The 17,468-nt window shown below is 68.2% G+C and carries 20 protein-coding genes; 7 read left to right on the forward strand and 13 right to left on the reverse strand.

The features are described from left to right. Positions 1-113: 113 nt before the first annotated feature. Positions 114-1,130, forward strand: a complete 1,017-nt coding sequence (locus CRO01_RS14405) for an AI-2E family transporter (RefSeq protein WP_097009868.1) — start codon at positions 114-116, stop codon at positions 1,128-1,130. A 43-nt stretch (positions 1,131-1,173) separates the two neighbouring features. Here CRO01_RS14405 and CRO01_RS14410 read toward each other — a convergent pair whose 3' ends face one another. Next, positions 1,174-2,328 carry an NAD-binding protein gene (locus CRO01_RS14410; protein ID WP_097009869.1) on the reverse strand — a complete coding sequence of 385 codons (1,155 nt, stop codon included), beginning with the start codon at positions 2,326-2,328 and terminating at the stop codon, positions 1,174-1,176. 124 nt (positions 2,329-2,452) lie between these two features. On the opposite strand from CRO01_RS14410, the gene CRO01_RS14415 reads away from it, so the two are divergent. Both CRO01_RS14415 and CRO01_RS14420 read left to right on the forward strand, forming a co-directional pair. Continuing rightward, on the forward strand, positions 2,453-3,700 hold the full coding sequence (locus CRO01_RS14415) for a TrkA C-terminal domain-containing protein (protein WP_097009870.1): 1,248 nt from the start codon (positions 2,453-2,455) through the stop codon (positions 3,698-3,700). Between the two features lie 76 nt (positions 3,701-3,776). Beyond that, positions 3,777-4,922 carry a potassium transporter TrkA gene (locus tag CRO01_RS14420; RefSeq protein WP_143824967.1) on the forward strand — a complete coding sequence of 382 codons (1,146 nt, stop codon included), beginning with the start codon at positions 3,777-3,779 and terminating at the stop codon, positions 4,920-4,922. A gap of 39 nt (positions 4,923-4,961) precedes the next feature. On the opposite strand, the gene CRO01_RS14425 is transcribed toward CRO01_RS14420, so the two are convergent. Further along, positions 4,962-5,870 (reverse strand): GNAT family N-acetyltransferase, encoded by a 909-nt coding sequence (locus tag CRO01_RS14425; protein ID WP_097009872.1) that lies wholly within the window; start codon positions 5,868-5,870, stop codon positions 4,962-4,964. Between the two features lie 12 nt (positions 5,871-5,882). Next, the gene (gene gatD, locus CRO01_RS14430) at positions 5,883-7,124 is read right to left on the reverse strand and encodes a Glu-tRNA(Gln) amidotransferase subunit GatD (protein ID WP_097009873.1); all 1,242 of its coding nucleotides are present in this window, start codon (positions 7,122-7,124) and stop codon (positions 5,883-5,885) included. A 93-nt stretch (positions 7,125-7,217) separates the two neighbouring features. On the opposite strand from gatD, the gene CRO01_RS14435 reads away from it, so the two are divergent. Continuing rightward, positions 7,218-7,727: a hypothetical protein gene (locus CRO01_RS14435; RefSeq protein WP_097009874.1), complete on the forward strand. Its 510-nt coding sequence runs from the start codon at positions 7,218-7,220 to the stop codon at positions 7,725-7,727. A 21-nt stretch (positions 7,728-7,748) separates the two neighbouring features. On the opposite strand, the gene CRO01_RS14440 is transcribed toward CRO01_RS14435, so the two are convergent. Beyond that, positions 7,749-8,405, reverse strand: a complete 657-nt coding sequence (locus CRO01_RS14440) for a metalloregulator ArsR/SmtB family transcription factor (RefSeq protein ID WP_097009875.1) — start codon at positions 8,403-8,405, stop codon at positions 7,749-7,751. 94 nt (positions 8,406-8,499) lie between these two features. Continuing rightward, on the reverse strand, positions 8,500-9,381 hold the full coding sequence (locus tag CRO01_RS14445) for a hypothetical protein (RefSeq protein ID WP_097009876.1): 882 nt from the start codon (positions 9,379-9,381) through the stop codon (positions 8,500-8,502). A gap of 236 nt (positions 9,382-9,617) precedes the next feature. Here CRO01_RS14445 and CRO01_RS14450 point away from each other — a divergent pair, with 236 nt between their 5' ends. Together CRO01_RS14450 and CRO01_RS14455 are read left to right on the forward strand one after the other, a co-directional pair. Continuing rightward, positions 9,618-10,013 (forward strand): DUF5802 family protein, encoded by a 396-nt coding sequence (locus CRO01_RS14450; RefSeq protein ID WP_097009877.1) that lies wholly within the window; start codon positions 9,618-9,620, stop codon positions 10,011-10,013. A 40-nt stretch (positions 10,014-10,053) separates the two neighbouring features. Further along, the gene (locus CRO01_RS14455) at positions 10,054-10,344 is read left to right on the forward strand and encodes a transcriptional regulator (RefSeq protein ID WP_097009878.1); all 291 of its coding nucleotides are present in this window, start codon (positions 10,054-10,056) and stop codon (positions 10,342-10,344) included. Positions 10,345-10,350: 6 nt separating this feature from the next. Here the strand turns inward: CRO01_RS14455 and CRO01_RS14460 are convergent, their stop codons facing one another. Beyond that, a complete protein-coding gene (locus CRO01_RS14460; protein WP_097009879.1) occupies positions 10,351-10,770 on the reverse strand; it encodes a Rieske (2Fe-2S) protein in 420 nt (139 codons plus the stop codon). 52 nt (positions 10,771-10,822) lie between these two features. Between CRO01_RS14460 and CRO01_RS14465 the strand changes: the two genes are divergently transcribed. Then, the gene (locus CRO01_RS14465; RefSeq protein WP_097009880.1) at positions 10,823-11,464 is read left to right on the forward strand and encodes an SdpI family protein; all 642 of its coding nucleotides are present in this window, start codon (positions 10,823-10,825) and stop codon (positions 11,462-11,464) included. Positions 11,465-11,468: 4 nt separating this feature from the next. Here CRO01_RS14465 and CRO01_RS14470 read toward each other — a convergent pair whose 3' ends face one another. The 7 genes from CRO01_RS14470 to CRO01_RS14500 form a co-directional block, all read right to left on the reverse strand. Continuing rightward, entirely contained in the window at positions 11,469-11,789 is a 321-nt protein-coding gene (locus CRO01_RS14470) for a hypothetical protein (protein WP_097009881.1), read from the reverse strand. A gap of 123 nt (positions 11,790-11,912) precedes the next feature. Beyond that, entirely contained in the window at positions 11,913-12,608 is a 696-nt protein-coding gene (gene psmB / locus CRO01_RS14475) for an archaeal proteasome endopeptidase complex subunit beta (protein ID WP_097009882.1), read from the reverse strand. Position 12,609: 1 nt separating this feature from the next. Next, positions 12,610-13,359 (reverse strand): archaeal proteasome endopeptidase complex subunit alpha, encoded by a 750-nt coding sequence (gene psmA / locus CRO01_RS14480; RefSeq protein WP_097009883.1) that lies wholly within the window; start codon positions 13,357-13,359, stop codon positions 12,610-12,612. A 147-nt stretch (positions 13,360-13,506) separates the two neighbouring features. Next, the gene (locus CRO01_RS14485) at positions 13,507-14,379 is read right to left on the reverse strand and encodes an aminotransferase class IV (RefSeq protein ID WP_097009884.1); all 873 of its coding nucleotides are present in this window, start codon (positions 14,377-14,379) and stop codon (positions 13,507-13,509) included. Further along, a complete protein-coding gene (locus tag CRO01_RS14490) occupies positions 14,376-15,071 on the reverse strand; it encodes an anthranilate synthase component II (protein WP_097009885.1) in 696 nt (231 codons plus the stop codon). Before CRO01_RS14490 ends, CRO01_RS14485 begins: the two co-directional genes overlap by 4 nt. Further along, positions 15,068-16,654: an aminodeoxychorismate synthase, component I gene (gene pabB / locus CRO01_RS14495; protein ID WP_097009886.1), complete on the reverse strand. Its 1,587-nt coding sequence runs from the start codon at positions 16,652-16,654 to the stop codon at positions 15,068-15,070. The genes CRO01_RS14490 and pabB overlap by 4 nt, the downstream gene beginning before the upstream one ends. Positions 16,655-16,693: 39 nt before the next feature. Beyond that, entirely contained in the window at positions 16,694-17,365 is a 672-nt protein-coding gene (locus tag CRO01_RS14500; RefSeq protein ID WP_097009887.1) for a helix-hairpin-helix domain-containing protein, read from the reverse strand. Positions 17,366-17,468 lie beyond the last annotated feature (103 nt).

Genomic DNA, 17,468 nt, shown 5'->3' on the forward strand with positions numbered 1-17,468 from the left:
CCGGATATGTCCCTACTTGCCGGTAGTTACCATGGTACTTTGTGACAAAATCTCGGTGCAGTGGTCACGGCGGTCGACACACGCTTTAACAGTCGCTCGGTCGAATAGGTCACATGAACGTCAGCCGCGGCTTCTTGCTCGCAATCATCGCTATCGTCGGTGCCGTGTCGCTGCTGATCGTTCTTCCCTACCTCGAATACGTCCTGCTTGCCCTGCTGCTCGCGTACGTACTCCATCCGCTCCACAGACGCCTTTCGCCCCGCGTCGGCGGGACGGCCTCGGCGGCTTCGATGCTCGCGCTGGTCACTGTTGCGGCGCTGTTGCCGTTCGTGGTCGTCCTGAGCGTGATCGCCTCCGATGTCGTCGCGTTCGCCGAAGACCTCCAGACCGGCGGCATCGAGTTCGCTGCTATCGAGTCCGCTATCGCGGATCTGACCGGCGTACAGGTCGATTTGGCGTCGAGCCTCGACGGCTACGGCGAGCAGATCGGCAGTGCGCTCCTCGACGCCGCGAGCAACGCGTTCGGACTGCTGGCCCACGTCATCATCGGTCTCGGTCTGACCGTCTTTTTGTTGTACTATCTGCTCAAAGACGGCGAGCGCTTCATCGACTGGCTTCGCGAGATCACGCCACTTCCCGAGCCCGTGCAGGAGGATCTCTACACCGAGATCGACGACGTGACGTGGGCCGTGCTCGTCGGCCACGTCTTCATCGCTATCGTACAGGGCGTCGTCGCCGGAATCGGCCTGATCGTAACCGGCGTCCCCAGCGCCGTGTTCTGGACCGTCGTGATGGTGATTCTGGCGCTGCTGCCGGTGATCGGCGCCTTCATGGTCTGGGGTCCGGCGGCGCTGTGGCTGGCGGCGACGGGCAACCTCGCCGCGGGTGTCGGACTGGCAATCTACGGCACGATCGTCGTCGGCGTCACCGACGATTACCTCCGTCCCATCGTTGTCAACCGGCGGGCCGATGTCAGTCCCGCCGTGATCGTGCTCGGCGTCGTCGGCGGCCTGTCGCTGTTTGGCTTCATCGGCCTGTTCGTCGGCCCGATCGTACTCGGCGTCCTGAAGGCGAGTCTGATCGTGTTCGACGACTACTACGATCGCATGCAAGAGGACGACTCGCTGTGAGCGGCGGCGTCCGGCAGGCGAGAGGGACTGGCGCCGAACTGAGCTACTCCCCGACGAACTCGTCGAGCACATCTTCGGCCGACGGCTCTTCGGTCTCCTCGAACGCTGAGCGAACGAGCAGCCGGCCGCCGATGCTGGCCGGGCTGATCACGTCGTCGGCGCCGGCGCGCCGGAGCTTCCGAACGTTCTCGCGGTCGGTCGCCGCGGCGACGATCCGCACGTCGGGCCGGAGTTCCCTCGCGGTCAGGATCGTCAGCGCGTCTTCGGCGTCGTCGTTCGTGGCGACGACGATTGCCCGAGCGTCCTCGATCCGGACGCGGTGTAGCGGCTCCTCGTCGCTCGGATCACCAGTAAAAACGTTGTAGTCTCGATCGGAGAGCGCGGCGGCGTGTTCCTGATCGCCGGTGACGACCACGAACTCGCTGCCCGCGTCGTGCAGTTCCGTGAGGATCGGTTCGGTCAGTTCGCCGTACCCCAGTACGAGGACGTGGTCCTCTAAGAGTTCGAGCTGTGAGTCTGTCATTTTCCCGAGTGCGTGGCTGAGGCGCGCTTCGATCGCCGGGCCCAGAAGCGATCCCAGCGCGACCGCGAAACTGGCCGCGCCGAACACGACGACGCTCATGCCGAACAGCCGCGCCTCTTGACTGGTCGGCGACACGTCGCCGTACCCCACTGTGGTCGCCGTGACGATGGTGAAGTAAAACGCGTCGAGCATCGTGTTGACGCCGTTGAACTCCTCGCGCAGGATGTAGGAACCGACGGTGCCGTACGCCTGTACGCCGGTCAGCGCGATCGCCGCGGCCATCTGGGTTGTCGTCAGGCCGACGCGGTTCGAGAAGTGCCGCCGGTTGGCCGCGACGACCGGGATCGACAGCACCGACAGCGCGACCAGCGGATACGACACCGAACTGGACTGGATGATGCCCTGCGCGGCCGTCACCGGCAACAGCACCAACACCGCGTACCAGGCCGCCCGCTGGCCGCGCCGGAGTCCCAGCACGGCGCCGAGCATCAGAAAGCCGGTCAGTGTCCCGGTAAAGCCGGCGAGCTGCTGGGCGTAGCCGGGAACGTAGGGGTCGAGCGGGCCGACCGTCGTGACGCCGATGTTGGCGATACCGGTGATCACCGATAGCACCGCCACGACCGTCGTCAGCGTGACGGCGGCGCGCCCACTGACCAGCCGTCGACCGCGTACCATACCTCCCTGTGTGGATAGCCGTATATAAACGGCCGTCGGTCGCGGTCGATGCTACTCCCCCTAACCACGTCTGCGAGGCGCCCCGCCGGTACTGGTTTAGTGGTGGCCGCCCCAACGCAGTCCAATGGCATCGCTTCCTGTCGAGTTACTTTTCGGGCTGTACGTCGGGCTGCTGACCGGCATCGTCCCGGCGCTGATCTCGGGGTCGCTCGGCTTTCTGTTTCGCTACGTTACCGGCGTCTCCGTGCCGGCGCTGGCGGTGGTCGTGCTCGCGGTGGCGGTCGCGGGGATCAACGGCGGCCTGTTGGGGCTGGTCGACCCCGCGATCTCACAGTCGCCGCGGCTGCTGGTCGCCGCGCTGGTCGTGATGATGCTGTCGCTGTACGCCCACAGTCAGGGCGACGCGCTCGGGGCGACGTTCCCGCGGCGGTTCTCGATCGCAACGCTTCGCAAGCAGACGCTGTCTGCCGACGTGGTCGATTTCGTCGGCGCCGTCGGGCAGGTGACGATCCGCCCGACCGGCGAGGTCGGCGACGTGGACGGCTACCCGCCGCTGTCGGCCGATCTGCGCGAGGAACTGCGCGGCGGAAGCTGGCGCTTCCCCGCCGACCTCCCGCTCGCTGAACTGGAGTCCCGACTCGCCCGGCGCCTGCGAACCGAGTTCGATCTGGCCGCCGTCGACGTTTCGATCGACGAACGGGGTCGGGCCACGATCGACGCCGCGCCGCCCTCTGGCGGACTCTCGCGGCGCATCTCGCCCGGCCAGCGCGCCGTTTCGGTCTCGACGCTCGTCCCGACGGGCGTCACCCGCGGCGAGCGCGTCGCCGTCGTGCCCGGTACCGACGCCGATCCGATCGAGGGCACCGTCGTCAGCGCCCGGTCAGGAGCCGATTCCGGAGCCGGCGGCGACGCCACTGATCCCGCCGCGCTGACCGACGGCGGCGAGTCGCCGCTCGCTTCGACCCGTCCGTCGGCGCCGACGACGACCGGGGGCGACGGCCGCGTCACCGTTTCGGTCCCGACGGCCGACGCCGAGCAGCTGCTGGCCGTCGACCGTGGCCAACTCCGCGTCCAACCGCGGGACGCCCCTGCCGAGTTCGAACTGCTCTCGGTGCTCCGACGAACCGGAAAGTTCGTCGAGTCGCTGGCGGTTCGGGCGGGCGGTCCGCTCGACGGGGCGGCGCTCGACCCTGCCGCGATCCGCGAGGACCACGGCGTCACCGTGCTCGGCATCCGGCGGTCCTCGGCCGACGCCGACGGCGGTCGCTGGACGTTCTCGCTCGACTCCAGCCCCGAACTCGCCCCCGAGGACGCGGTGTTTGTCGCCGGGCCGCCCGATGCCGTCGCCCGCGCCCGGGAGGTGCTGTCGTGATCGCGCGTCCTCGCGGCGGCGCCGTCACGGACTCACCAGCCGCTACGTGGTTCCGATCCCCGGAGGCGAGCGGCCGATGGTAGCACCCATGATCGAGGCCGCGCTGACCGCGGCCGTCCGGATCGCCGGGCTGGCGGCGCTCTCTGGCGGCGTCGCGTTCCTCGCCGCGCTGGCCTATCGCTGGTACGGCCGGACGGCGATCCCCGACGGGCCGGCGGTGCTTTTGGGCCTGAGCAGCGTCGCGCTCTGGCTCAACACCACCGCGACGCTGATCGGCGCCATCGGCGGCAACGACGCCTTGGTCGAGCCGACGACCGCACTCTACACGGTCGGCGCGTTCGTCGTCGCCGGGATTGCGGCCGACGCGGGCAAGCGTGCAGGCGACCGGGTCGCGCTCGATACCGCGACGTTCTCGGCCGGCGTCTCCGGCTCGCTCGACGCCGACGTGTCCGCGCTGGTCCGCGCTCGGGGACGGACGATCCGGGTCACGCTTCCCGACGAGATCGACGATGTCGAGGGATACGATCCCGTCGCCCCAGACCGGAAAGACGACATCGCCGGGACGACGCTGCACTTCCCTCGCGGGCTGACCGTCGGCGACCTCCGCGAGCGGATCGCCGCCCGACTCGAAGACGACTACGGCGTCGGCTACGTCGACGTCGAGGTCTCTGCGGATGGCGAGGTCGAACATCTCGCGCTGGGGCGGCGTCAGGCCGGCCTCGGTCGGACGCTCCCGCCGGGCACCGTCGGCGTCGCACTCCGGGCCGATCCCGCGTTCAGCGCCAGCCCCGGTGACGCCGTCGAGGTCTGGTCGGCCGGCGCCGACGCCGAGCGCGTCACGACGGCCGAACTGCGGGCGGCCGTCGACGACATCGTGACGCTGGTGGTCGACGAGCGCGACGCCGACGCGCTCGACGCCGCGGAGCACTATCGACTCGTGACACTCCCCCGAGAACCTCGCGCCGACCGGGAACTGCTCGCTGGCATCCGCGAAGCCGACGAGGTTGCCGGCGTCGTCGATGTGGCCGCCGGCGACGACCTCGACGGAACGACCGTCGGCGGCCTCGCCGCGACGGTCGTCGCAATCGACGGCCCGAACGGCCTCGAAGGGACGCCCCGCCCCGGCCGAGCGCTCGCTTCCGGTGACCGCGTCTACGCGCTCGGCCGGCCCGAGAACCTGCGTCGCATCGGCGCCCGGCCGTCCGAGATTGCGAGCGACTGACCGCGCTGTGGCGCCAAGCGCGGCGTCGCTCCGCCCGGCCTACCGGCCGCTGAGATCCGCGGCGAGAACGAAGTCCGGGGTGTCGGAAATGCCGGCCCGGAGCGCGGCGCCGTCGCTGACGTGCCGGACCGTTTCGGGAAGCAACACGCGCGTCCGATCCGCGCCGAGCGCCGCGGCGTCGCGCTTGATCGCCGCGACCAGCGACTCGGCGGCCGGCAGGTCGGCCCACGCGGCGACGCCGTACTCGGCGACGCGCTCGCTGTCTCCCGATTCTGTCTCGCGCTCGTAGTCCCGCACTCGGACTGTCATCGCCCGTGCGCCGTCCTCGGACGTGACCGCGATCACGCCCTCGTCGGCGGCGTCCCGGAGGTCGGCCAGCGTGAGTTCGCGCAGCGCCCAGCTTTCCTCGGGCGCGAGCGCGAGCCCCCGGAGGTGATCTCGGGCCGCGCTTTCCTGCCAGCACTGCCACGCGATGTCTGGATCGTTCGTCGTGTCGAGCGGCCCCTCGGCGTCCGGGTCGGGGTCCGGTTCGAGCCAGCGAAACTCCGTTGTCGGCTCGAATCCGGTCGCACGCGACTGGCCCAGCCCGGCCTGATTCCACGAGAAGACCATGTTTCGGGCGACGGTGGCTCCCTGCTCGCGTGCCCAGTCGAACAGGTGCTCGACCAAGAGGCTTCCAACGCCCCGGCCGCGGTGGTCGGGCGCGACGCGCATTCCCTGCAGCCACGCCTCGCGGTCGGACAGCAGGGTACACTGGAGGATGCCGACGGCCGTCTCGTCGTCGACGGCGACCGCGGTCTTCGCGTCCTCGGCGGCGAGCCAGTCGTGGAACACGTCGGCGAGATAGTCTCCGGTTTCGCGCTCGGGCCACGTGTCTTCGGTAAAGGCAACCACGTCCTCGTAGTCCTCGGCCGTCGCCTCGCGGACCGTCAGGTCGCCGTCGGTCATGCTACTGTGAACTCACTCCCACGGAACGGACCGGTCGGTGCTCTCGCCGGCGATCGGCGCTTGCATCGTTTCGGCCACGTCCTCGCTGTTGGCGAGCGCCCACATCAGTTTCACCTTCGCGGTGCCCGGGAGCATGTCCTCGCCCTCGATGACGCCGGCGTCGAGCAGGTCGCGGCCGGTGTCGTAGACGCGATCGCAGACCCGGCCGTCGAGACACTGGCTGGTCATCACGACCGGCGTTCCCGCGTCGGTGATCTCGTCGATCCGGTCGATCCAGTCCGAATGCACGTGACCCAGTCCCGTCCCCTCGATCACGATACCGTCCTTCTCGGCGGCCAGATCGAGCACGGCTTGGTCGGTGCCGGGCGTGAACTTCACCAGCGCGACCTCGGGGTTTAGGTCGTCGCTGACCGCGAGCTCGCTCTCTCCTCGCTCGGCGTGTTCCCGTCGGAACGTGACCTCGCGCTCGTCGTAGTCGACGCGTCCGATCGGCTGCTGTCCGACCGTCTCGAAGGCGTCCCGGCGCGAGGTGTGGTTCTTCCGGACGCGGGTGCCGCGGTGGAGCGCGCAGGCGTCGTCGGACTCGTCTTCGTGCATGCAGACGAGCACTTCCGCGCAGTCGCTCTTTGCGGCCTCGACCGAACAGACCGCGTTCATCACGTTGTCGCTGGAGGGGCGATCGGCCGAGCGCTGGCTGCCCGTGAACACGATCGGGACGGGCGTATCGAGCATGAAGGCGAGCGCGCTGGCGGTGAACTGCATCGTGTCGGTGCCGTGCATCACGACGACGCCGTCGGCGCCCTGCTCGATCTCCTCGGCGACGACGCCCGCCAGTTCCTGCCACACGTCGGGCGTCATGTTCTCGCTGAGGATGTTGGCGACGACCCGGCCGCGGTAGTTCGCCAGCCCGGCGAGGTCGGGCACGGCGCGCAGCACGTCTTCGGCGTCGAACTGCGCGGTGACGGCGCCGGTGCGGTAGTCCACCGTCGAGGCGATGGTGCCGCCCGTCGAGATCAGCGAGATCGTCGGGAGGTCCTCGTCGAACTCGACTTCGGATTCGGCCTCGGCGTCGCCCTCTTCGACGTCGTACACGTCCGATTCGACGACCTCGACATCGGCGTCCGTTCGATCGACGCCGACGTTGTAGCCGCCGTCGAGCTTGACGACGAGGTTCTCCGGCGTCGTCGAGGGGAGCAACACGCCCTCGTAGGTCTGTCCCGCGCGTTCGACCCGCACGCGATCGCCTGCGTTCATGTACGGTCGTTCTGTCCGGCGGGACTTGAACGCACTCCTTCCGCGGTCGACCCCCTCGCAACCTCTATGGGTCTCCCGAGCGAACCGTTTCCTATGAGCGAGCGCACGGACCAGCTCTCGGCGGAGGCGTCGTCCGACGACGACGCGGCCGGCGGGCGGTCGTTCGACACCGGGATCGACGACAGCCTGCTCGGCGGGACGGACGCCAAAGCGGAGCCGGCCGACGACGACGCTGAGGGTTCACGCCTCGGCGGGTACTTCTCGATCCGGACGTTCCTCGTCTTGCTCGTGGGGCTGGCGGTGCTCTCGGGGATCGGCCGCTCGATCGTCCCGATCGTCTCCGGGCTCGGCAGCCTGCTGGGCGCGTTCGCCGGCGCCTTTCTGGTCGGCCTGATCAGCTCGAAGCGTCGGTACGCCGAAACCGGCCTCGCGGCGGCGCTGCTGGGGGCGTTCAGCGCCATTCCCGGATTCGTAACGTTCGGCCTCGGCCTCCAGTCGGTGGCGATGATCGCCGCGGTCGGCGGCGGCATCGGGCTGGTCGTCGCGCTGCTCGGCGTCTACTTCGGGCGCGACCTCAGGGATGGGCTGACCCGGGATATCTGACCACAGAATCGACCTCCAGCTTCAGTCACCTAGCGTCCAGCCGTCGTCGACCCGTTCGACCAGCCCGTTTTCAGAGAGATCCGCGAGCACCTGCTCGACCATCTCCGGCGGCGCTTCGGCGTCCGCCGCGATGTCGTCGACCAGTTTCGGGCCGTCGGCCAGCGCCAGCAACACGTCGGCGTACAGTCGGCTGTCGCCGTCGGCGTCGACATCGTCGGTTAGCTCGTCGAGCACTTCGGTGATCCGCCCTTGGACCCATCGCTGGGCCATCGAGAGCTCGTTTTCGAGCTGTTCGAGCTCGCGGAGTTCAGAGGCCAGCTCGCGGGTTCCCTCCTCGGCGTCGTCGAGTTGCACGTCCAGCGTGAGATACCGCCACGTCGTGATGTCGAAGCCGCGGCTGGCTGGATAGGCACTTTTCGTGCCGAACTCGTAGGGCGAGACGTTGACCTCCAACCGGAGGTTCCGAGAGATGTGGAAGTACTTCCGGCGCTGGTCGTCGGTGCGGCTCTCGACGATCCCGGCCTCCTCTAGCTTGCGGAGGTGGTCGATCACCGCTTTGGGGCTGACTCCGAGATACTCGCTGATCTCCGTGACATAACAGGGCTTGCGCGCCAGCAGGCGGAGGATGCGCCTGCGGTTCTCGTTGCCCAAGAGATCGAGCAGCGCTGCGGAGTCCATCTTGTCCCCGGTAGGGTCGCCGCGCTGAAAAGGGTATCTGCTCGTGGGCTCGATGGGTGACGGCGTCGGATGTGCCCCGTGCGATGCCGGCGGTCTAGGCGTCCGTCGAAGCGGGCTCGTCGTCGCCCGTGCTCGCGCCACCAGTGCCTCGGTTTCCGGGTGCGTCGACGTTCGGCCCGCCTGCTCCCTCGCTGTCGCCCGGTCGGCCCTCGCCAGTGCCGGCCGACCGGCCGCGATCATTTCCCGGCTGGTCACCTCTGTCGCCCGGCGAGACGCCGCCGGTACTGCCGTTAGCGGCATTCTCAGGCGTACCACTGTCGGTCTCGCCGGTGTTGTCACCGCCCCGCTCAGTTGGTGGGCCACCGTTCGTACCCTGCTCAGTCGGCGGGCCGCGATCGCCGGGGCCGCGATCCGCTGGCGGACCGCGTCCGGGAATGACATCGGCGGCCGCAGCGACGCTCGGCCCTCGAATGGCCGAAACGTTCGTTCGTAGGCGGTCAAACCGCGCCGCCTCGGCGCCGGGTTTCGACGCCGTCTCGTTGATCTGGCGCTCGAGCGCCTCGATCTGGCTGGCGAGCTGGCTCATCTGTACCGTGTACGCCACGTCGCTCATCTGTCCCGACCGGTCGGTCAGGCGCTGTTTACGATCGCGCAACTGTGCGATCTTCCGCTCGATCCGATCGGCGCGCTTGTCGACCACTGCCGTCTGGTTGGTCGCCGTTTCGTACTCCGCCTCGAACATCCCGCTTTCGACCGCGCTCGTCGCGTTTGCGCTGCTGGTCTGCATGAACGCCGACAACTGGACGCCAAAGCCCGGTCCCTCCGACGTGTTCCCGTCGGTCGCGTTGGTAGTGTTAGCTCCACCCGACTGGGCATCGGCGGCGTCGGTCAGTGCGAACGCCCCTGCGAACGGTACGGCCAGCACGGTCCCGAGAACGACGAGCGCGACGAAGACCGTGGCGCGGACACTACTCATCAGCCGTCTCTAACTACCGCCCCGGTTAAAAAAGCGGACCTTCGTTCGCACCGTTCACTGATAGACTCCGGCGGTGTAGATGGCTGTATAGAGTTTAAAACACTGTTTTGTCGCGTCTCGTCGATTCGGTGCCGACCGGCCGCCGGGTGGGCGGCCAGCGAACGGTCTGAATGCGATACTACAAAAACGCTCGCCGGAAGCCTTATTCTCGTCCGATACACATGTTACCATGTATCATGTTCGAGGAGTTCTCCAGCGGCTACTACTTCGGCCGGCTGTACGTCGAACCGTTCGACGGCGACCGCGCTGTGATCCAGCGCGATCAGCACGAACGGGTCAACGAGCAGTTGTACGCCTCCGGAGAGGGGATCGAACGCCTCGACACGCCGCTGGTGATGAAACTCGACGAACGCCATATCCCGGTCCACGGCGACGACGGCGTCCCGCCGGACACGCTCGCGATTCCGGCTCCATTGCTCGACGACGTTCGAATCCGGAACCCGCCGGCGCTCAAGGAGGTGCTGCTCGCAAAAGCCGACCGGGCCCAGCAACTACTTCGCCTGACCGGCACGGCGCCATCGGACGACGCCGCGGCGTCCGGGAGCGAGTGGGACCCCACGGCGGGTACCTGACCGCCGATACGGTTTTGACCCGCTGGCGGCTACGACCGGTATGCGCGAGGCCGAGGAGACGACCCGCCGGCGCATCGCCGACCAGCTCCGCGAGGACGCCGCCACGCCCAGCGCGCTCGCGGCACAAGTCGATGTCACCGCCCACGCGGCGCTCGATCACGTTCAGCATCTGGCGCGGTCGCTGGATCCGACGGACGAACAGCTGCTGGTCGCGCCGCCGACCTGTCGGGAGTGTGGCTTCGACGGCTACGACGACCCGGCGAACCTCCCTTCCCGGTGTCCCGAGTGCAAACACGAGGGGATCGACGAACCCGAATTTACCATCGAGTAGCCGCCGTCAGATCTTCACGTTCGACGACGAGGACAGATCCGAGGGGTCGCTCTCGATCGCGCCCGTCCGGAGGAACTCGTACTCGTCGTCGGTCAGATACGCGGTCCCGGCGTCGACGGTCACGTCGACCTCTTCGAGGTAGGCGCCCTCGCAGGGGCCAAAGGAGCAGTAGCCGGTGTCGGACTCGAAGTAGGCGCCGTGGTTTTCACAGACGAGCTCGCCGTTTCGCATCGGCGCCCCCGAGCCCTTGTCGATCTTGATGTGAGTCATGTGCTGGCAGTAGTTGAGCCAGCCCGCCACTTCGTCGTCTAACTCGACCAGCAGCGCCTCTTTTTCCTCGTCGGCCTCGATATCCTCGACGGTGAAGACGAGCGTCGATTCCTCGGGGATCTCCTCGACGGCCGCGATCGCGGTTCCCGGTGGCATCGTTCCCGTGCTAGCGCGTGGGTTGATATATCTGGACCGAAAATCCCGCGCTATGAACGCGCGCAACCGACGCGCCGCGACGATCGCGCTGGTCGGCATCGCCGCGTTGGCGAGCGCGGCCGTCTACGGCGATCTACCCGCCGAAATGGCGATCCACTGGGGGCCGTCGGGCGTCGCCGACGGCTGGGCCGACAGAGCCGTCGGCGCCTTCCTCCTCCCCGGCTTGATGGCCGTGCTCGCCGCAGTCCTGTGGGCGGTGCCCCGCCTCGATCCCCGAGAGGAAAACTACGCCTCGTTCCGGCCGACCTACGACTGGTTCGTCGTCGGCGTCCTCGCGCTGTTGGTGTACGTCCACGGCCTCGTCCTCGCCACCAATCTCGGCGTCGACGTGTCGATGACGCGCGCGCTCGTCCCGGCGATCGCAGCGCTGTACTACGGCGTCGGCCACCTGCTCGACGGCATCGCGCCGAACTGGTTCGTCGGCATCCGGACGCCGTGGACGCTCGCCGACGACCGCGTCTGGGAGCGCACGCACGCGGTCGGCGGCCGGCTGTTCAAACTGGCGGGCGTGCTCTCGCTGGGCGGGCTCGTCGCCGGCGAGTACGCGATCGTCTTTCTGGTCGGGCCGGTGTTGCTCGCTGCGCTCGCGGCGACGGCGTACTCCTACCGGGCGTACAGCAAGCTGTCGAACTGACTCCTCACCGCGCCTGCGAGTCGATCGTCTCGGCTGCCAGCACGTTCGCGTCGGTGACGAGCTTGAATGCCGCACCGACGAGGCCCGCGAACAACAACAGTGCACCGAAGACGGCGATCGCCAGCCCGGCGAGCTGCTGGATCACTCCCGTGAGCAGCGGCGTGAACGGTGGCTGGCTGACGAACGTTCCGAGGCCCAGGGGAACCAGCAGAGATCCGACGGCGTAGATGATGAGCAGGCGACGCATCTCCGGATGCAACGCGTACGCGACGGCAGTCTCGAAATCGACCGGCGAGTCACGGAGGGTATTTTCGGGGTCCGACATGATCACAAGTCGATAGTTGTCGATAAAAACAGTTCCGAAGGCCTACGCCCGATCTGTGCGTCGGTACCGCGGCATCGTTCTGTCCGGATCGGCGGGACGACGCCGACCGGCAGTCTCCGACGACTACAGCACGTCGTCGAAGTCCTTGTGGCCCTCGATCTCGACGCCCTCGTCGGTGATCTCGGCGAGGAAGACGCCGTTGCCGCTGCCGGTGTCGCGCTCGACGGCGCTTTTGACGGCGCGAGCGGCGACCTCCTTGGCTTCCTCGTTCGAGAGGCCTTCCTCGTAGTACTGTTCGAGGGTACCGTAGGCGACCTGCATCCCGCTGCCGGTGACGGTGTAGTCGTCGGCGATGACGCCGCCGGCGGGGTCGATGCTGTAGACGTGGTGGCCGTCCTCGTCGACGCCGCCCAGAATCGGGTGGATCGCGCGGAACGGGCCGCCGCGGCCGAGATTGCCGGCAAGCGTCGCCAGCGCCTTGATGCTCATCGGCTCGCCGCGGCGCGTTTCATAGAGGTTCGACTCGGCGCGCAGCGTCTCGATGAAGGACTGAGCGCCGCCGACCGAGCCGACCAGCGTCAGCGCGGCCGTCGGGTGGATCTGCTCGACCTTCTGGACGTCCTTGTTCGAGACGAACCGGCCGCCGAGGCTGGCGCGCATGTCCGTGGCGATCACGACGCCGTCGGCCGTCGTCAGGCCGACCGTCGTCGTCCCGGTCTTTGTGACTTCGCCGTCCTCGGCGCCCTCGTTGGTCTGGATCGGTGCGACTTCGGGCTCGTGGGGGTCCTCGATCCCGACGTTGTCCAAGTTGTGATTCATATTATTCCTCCTCCTCGTCGATCACTTCGACGTCGAGGTCCGCGACGATGTCGCGCACGTCCTCGACGCCGTAGGGCTGGTACTGGTCGGTCTCGGCGTCGATCACCGCCACGTCGACGCTCGCGGGATCGATGCCGTCGCTGTCGGCCTGAGCCAGCGCTTCGAGCGCCAGTCCGACGCCCTCGTCGGCGCTCAGCTCGGCGGTGTACTCCTCTTCGAGGTGACCCTGAATCACGTCGCGGTCGCCGCCGACGGCGACTGCCTTCCACTCGGTTGCGACCCCGGAGGGGTCGGCCTCGTAGAGGTGGGGTTCGCCGTCCTCGGTACCGGCGATCAGCAAGGAGACGCCGAACGGTCGGGCGCCGCCGGTTTGGGTGTGCTCTTGGATGTTGTCGGTGATCGACTTGGCGAGCGTCTCGACGCCGATCGACTCGCCGTACCGGAGCTGCTCGGTCTGGGCGCGTCGGCGCGCGAAGTCGACGAGCTTCCGGGCGTCGGCGACGTGGCCGGCGCTCGCGACGCCGACGTGGTCGTCGATTTCGTGAAGCTTTTCGACGCTCTCGGGTTCGATCAGCCGCGAGCGGACGCTGCGGTCGGCCACCAGCGCGACGCCGTCGGGCGTCCGGACGCCGATGGTCGCCGTGCCGCGTTTGACCGCTTCGCGGGCGTACTCTACCTGATAGAGCCGGCCGTCCGGGGAGAAGATGGTGATCCCCCGGTCGTAGGCCTGCTGATTGTGTTGTCCCTGCATCAGTCTTCACGTCGGGTTAGGGCTTCACGTTTAAAGGCCTTCTGCGGTCGTCAGACGCCAGAGGCAGGTTTGTCCCATTCCAAAGGCCTAATACGTCGGTTTGGCGTTTCGCCGCCGACGCGGAACGAGGGGCGCCAGCGCCGCCGATCAGGCGGTGTCGCCGCCGTAGTGGCGCCGCTCGACGCGCTCGTCGAACAGCCGCGAGAGCAGATCCGTCACGGGCCCGCCGCCGACCGCGATGCCGTCGAGTGTCTCGATTGGGCGCAGTTCCCACGTCGTGTTCGTGAGAAACGCCTCCTCGGCGTTCCGAACGTCGTCGGGAGTGTACCGTCCCTCGTGGATGGGGATTTCAGCCGACTCGGCCAACTCGATCACGACCGATCGTGTGATCCCCGGCAGGACGGGGCCGCCGAGACTCGGTGTGTGCAGGCCGTCGTCGCCGACGAAAAACACGTTGCTCGTCGCGCCTTCGGCGACCCGTCCGTCGGCGTCGCGTAGCAACGCTTCGTCGGCGCCCTCGACGAGTTCCCGGCGCGCGAGGATGCCGTTGAGGTAGTTGTGGGTCTTCGCGTCGGCCGGAATCGCGCTGTCTGGCACCCGCCGAGTCTTGGTCGTCTGCACGACGGCCGGCTCGTCCCAGACGTCGACGCCGTCGACGCCGCCCCGTGGGAGCTCGTCGACGATGACGACGACCGTCGGATCGGCGTCGGACTGGGGCGTCAGTTTTCCGCCCTGCACGCCCCGAGAGATCGAGAGCTTCACGTAGGCGTCCGCGAGGCTGTTCGCCGCCAGTGTCTCTCTGACGCGTTCGCGTAGCTCAGTGTCGGTGCAGCCGTGGTCGATGCCGAGCGCGTCACAGGAGTTGGCCAGTCGCTCGGCGTGGGCCTCCCACTCGAAGATCGAGCCGCCGTAGGCTCGCATCGTCTCGAAGACGGCGTCGCCGTACTGAAAGCCCCGATCCTCGACGCTGACGGTGGCCTCTGCGGCCGGCACCAGTTCGCCGTCGACGTGATATTTCATCGTTCTCCTCCGCCGTTCCCGGCTGCTGTTTCTTCATCCCGGTCGTACGACCGCGCGAACGCACAGAAGTTGGCGATCAGGCGCTTGCCCAGTTCCAGCGAGAGTTCCTCGCCCGCTGACTCCCGAGCGACCGGTCCGGTCAGGATGCTCTCGGGATGGAACTGGACGCCGAAGTGCGGTCGGTCGTGGTGTCGAACCGCCATCAAGATCGCCTGCTCGCCGTCGGTGCGGGCGGTCTCGACGAGCGACTCCGGCAGGTCCTCGCGCTCGACCGCCAGCGAGTGATACCGGCCCACCTCGAACGCCTCCGGAAGCCCCTCGAACAGCGCGTCGCCGTCGTGGCGCACCGTCGAGGGCTTCCCGTGGACCACCTCCGGCGCGTGGACGACCGGCGCGCCGTGGGCCGAACACAGCGCCTGATGACCGAGACAGACGCCGAGCGCTGGATACTCGGTCTCGGAGAACACCGGAATCGAGACGCCGGCGTCGGCGGGCGTTCCCGGCCCCGGCGAGACGACGATGCCGTCGGGATCAAGTGCTCGAATCTCCTCGACACCGATCTCGTCGTTCCGGCGGACGACCGGTTCTGTGGGCTCCTCGCCCCGGCGTTCGGCTGCCCGGATTTCGGCTTCGGCGACGAACTGGACGAGGTTGTACGCGAACGAATCGTAGTTGTCGATCACGAGGATCATCGCGGTTCACCTCCGTGATCATCGGCGTCCGTCCGATCGACTCCTCCGCCCTCGACGCCCAGACTCGTCCGGTCGTCGAGTGCCTCGTCGACCGCCCGAACGAGCGCGCGGGCCTTGTCCAGCGTCTCCTCGTACTCGCGTTCGGGCACCGAGTCGTGGACGATCCCCGCCCCGACGCGCAGGTGGTACTCGGCGTCCTGCCGGACGAGCGTCCGGATGACGATGTTGAGCGTGGCGCGCTCGTCGAAGCCGAAGATCGCCATCGAGCCGGTGTAGGGGCCTCGACGGGTCGCCTCGACCTCCTCGATGATCTCCATCGTTCGCGGCTTGGGTGCGCCGGTGATCGTCCCGCCGGGGAACACCGCGGCGATCGCGTCTGCCAGTTCGGCCCCGGGTCGCAACTCGCCGGTCACGCGGGAGACCAGATGCATCACCTCCGAGTAGCGGTCGATCCGGCGGTACTCGGGCACGTCGACGCTGCCGTACGCCGATACCTTGCCCAGATCGTTGCGCTCCAAGTCGACCAGCATCGCGTGCTCGGCGCGTTCTTTGTCGTCGTCGAGCAGTTCGTCCTCCAGCGCCTCGTCGTCGGCGTCGGTCGCGCCGCGCGGCCGTGTGCCCGCGATCGGTTCGGTCTCGATCCGGTCGCCGTCACGGTCGAGGAGGAGTTCGGGGCTCGCGCTCACCAGATCGACGCCGGGGAACTCCAGTAGGCCGGAGTACGGCGCCGGGTTGACCTCGCGCACGGCGTCGTACGCCGCGACGGGATGGACCGCCGCCGGCGCAGTCAGGCGCTGGGAGACGTTCGCCTGAAACGTATCGCCCTCGCGGACGTACTCTTTGACCCGGCGAACGCGCTCGGCGAAGGCCTCGCGTCCGCAGTCGCTCTCGAAGCTCGCCCGATCGCGCTCGACCGGTGGTTCCCCGATTTCGGGGTTGCCCTCGACGGCCCGCCGCGCGAGATCGAGCGCACGCTCCCGGCCTCGCTCGTAGGCGGCGTCGATCGCCGCCTCGCCGTCGCCTTCGATCCGCGGGCAGGCGGTGATCCGAAGTGTCGTCTCGCCGTCGCGTGGTTCTTCCCACGCCGCCAACCGGTCGAACACGCCGACCTGTATCTGTGGGAGACCGCGGTCGTCGTCGGCCGACTCGGGCAGGTCCTCGATCTCGCGGACGACATCGTAGGAGAGCCAGCCGATCGCCCCGCAGGGGTAGGGCACGTCGCAGTCGCCACGGATCAGCGCCTCGCCATCGAGCAGGCCTTGGAGCGCTGCGAGCGACGGCGCCGTCCGGCCGCCCAGCCCGGCTAGGGCGTCCTCTGCCGGGGGTTCGGATGGACGCCGCAGGACGGCGTCGGGACCGACAGTCAATCGCTCGACCGGCTCGACGCCGAAGTAGCCCCAGCCGGACTGCCCGCCGGTGGTCTCCAGAAACGCCCCGCCGGGGCCGTCACGCGCCCGTCGATAGGCATCGAAGGGGTCCGACACGGCGACGCGAACCTCGACCGGGACGCGCGCGCCGACCGGCGCCTCGGCGGCGACCGAGCGGAACGCCGCCGCGTCGGTTTCGACCGTCGGAGAACTCATTGTCGGGAGAAAGCAGCCGGGAAATAACGGTGTTGCGGTCTATCGGACCTTCGCCTGCTCGATCCAGTTCTCGACGCGCGTCGCCGAGAGGTCGGTCTCGGATGCGATCTCCTCGGCGTCGGCGTCCGCGAGGTCGCCGATCGACTCGACGCCGACGCCTCGCAGGCGCTCGGCGTAGGCCGGGCCGACGCCCTTGATGTCTTCGAGGTCGCCCTCCGACTCGTCCGTGGTCGCTTCGTCGTCGCCGTCCTCGACATCGGCGTCCGCCTCGTCGGCGTCCTCGGCATCTTCAGCTTCAGGCTCTTCTGCCTCGTCGTCCTCGGCTACGTCACTCTCCGTTTCGGCGTCTTCGGCTTCGGCGTCTTCGGTGTCCTCAGCATCGCCGTCCTCTGCTTCAGCCTCTTCCTCGCGGTCGGGCTCGGCTTCTTCGATTGCTTCTTCGATAGGTTCGGTGTCGTCAGCCGCCTCGGACTCTGCGGCTGTCGGCTCCGAATCCGCCGTCTCGTCTTCCTCTCCGTTCGCCTCGTCTTCGTTCTCGTTCGCCCCCTCGCCGGTATCCATGTCGGCGCCCTTGACCGCGCTTTCGGTCTCGGTCGCCGGTGCCGCGTCGCCGGATTCCCGTTCGACGGTGACGCCGACATCGCCTCGTGACTCGGTCTCGTCGTCGCCCCTGAGTCCGAGTAGCGACTTCAACGTGTCCAGCAGTGACATTGATGAGTAGTTACCAGCCGTCTCACTTAAAGCCGTTCGCCTCACGGCAGGCTTCGCGGCGGCGACGCCGTGCGGTGGCGCCACGACGCCGCGCTACAGTCGG

It is taken from the genome of Natronoarchaeum philippinense (assembly GCF_900215575.1).
GTDB classification, from domain to species: Archaea; Halobacteriota; Halobacteria; order Halobacteriales; family Natronoarchaeaceae; genus Natronoarchaeum; species Natronoarchaeum philippinense.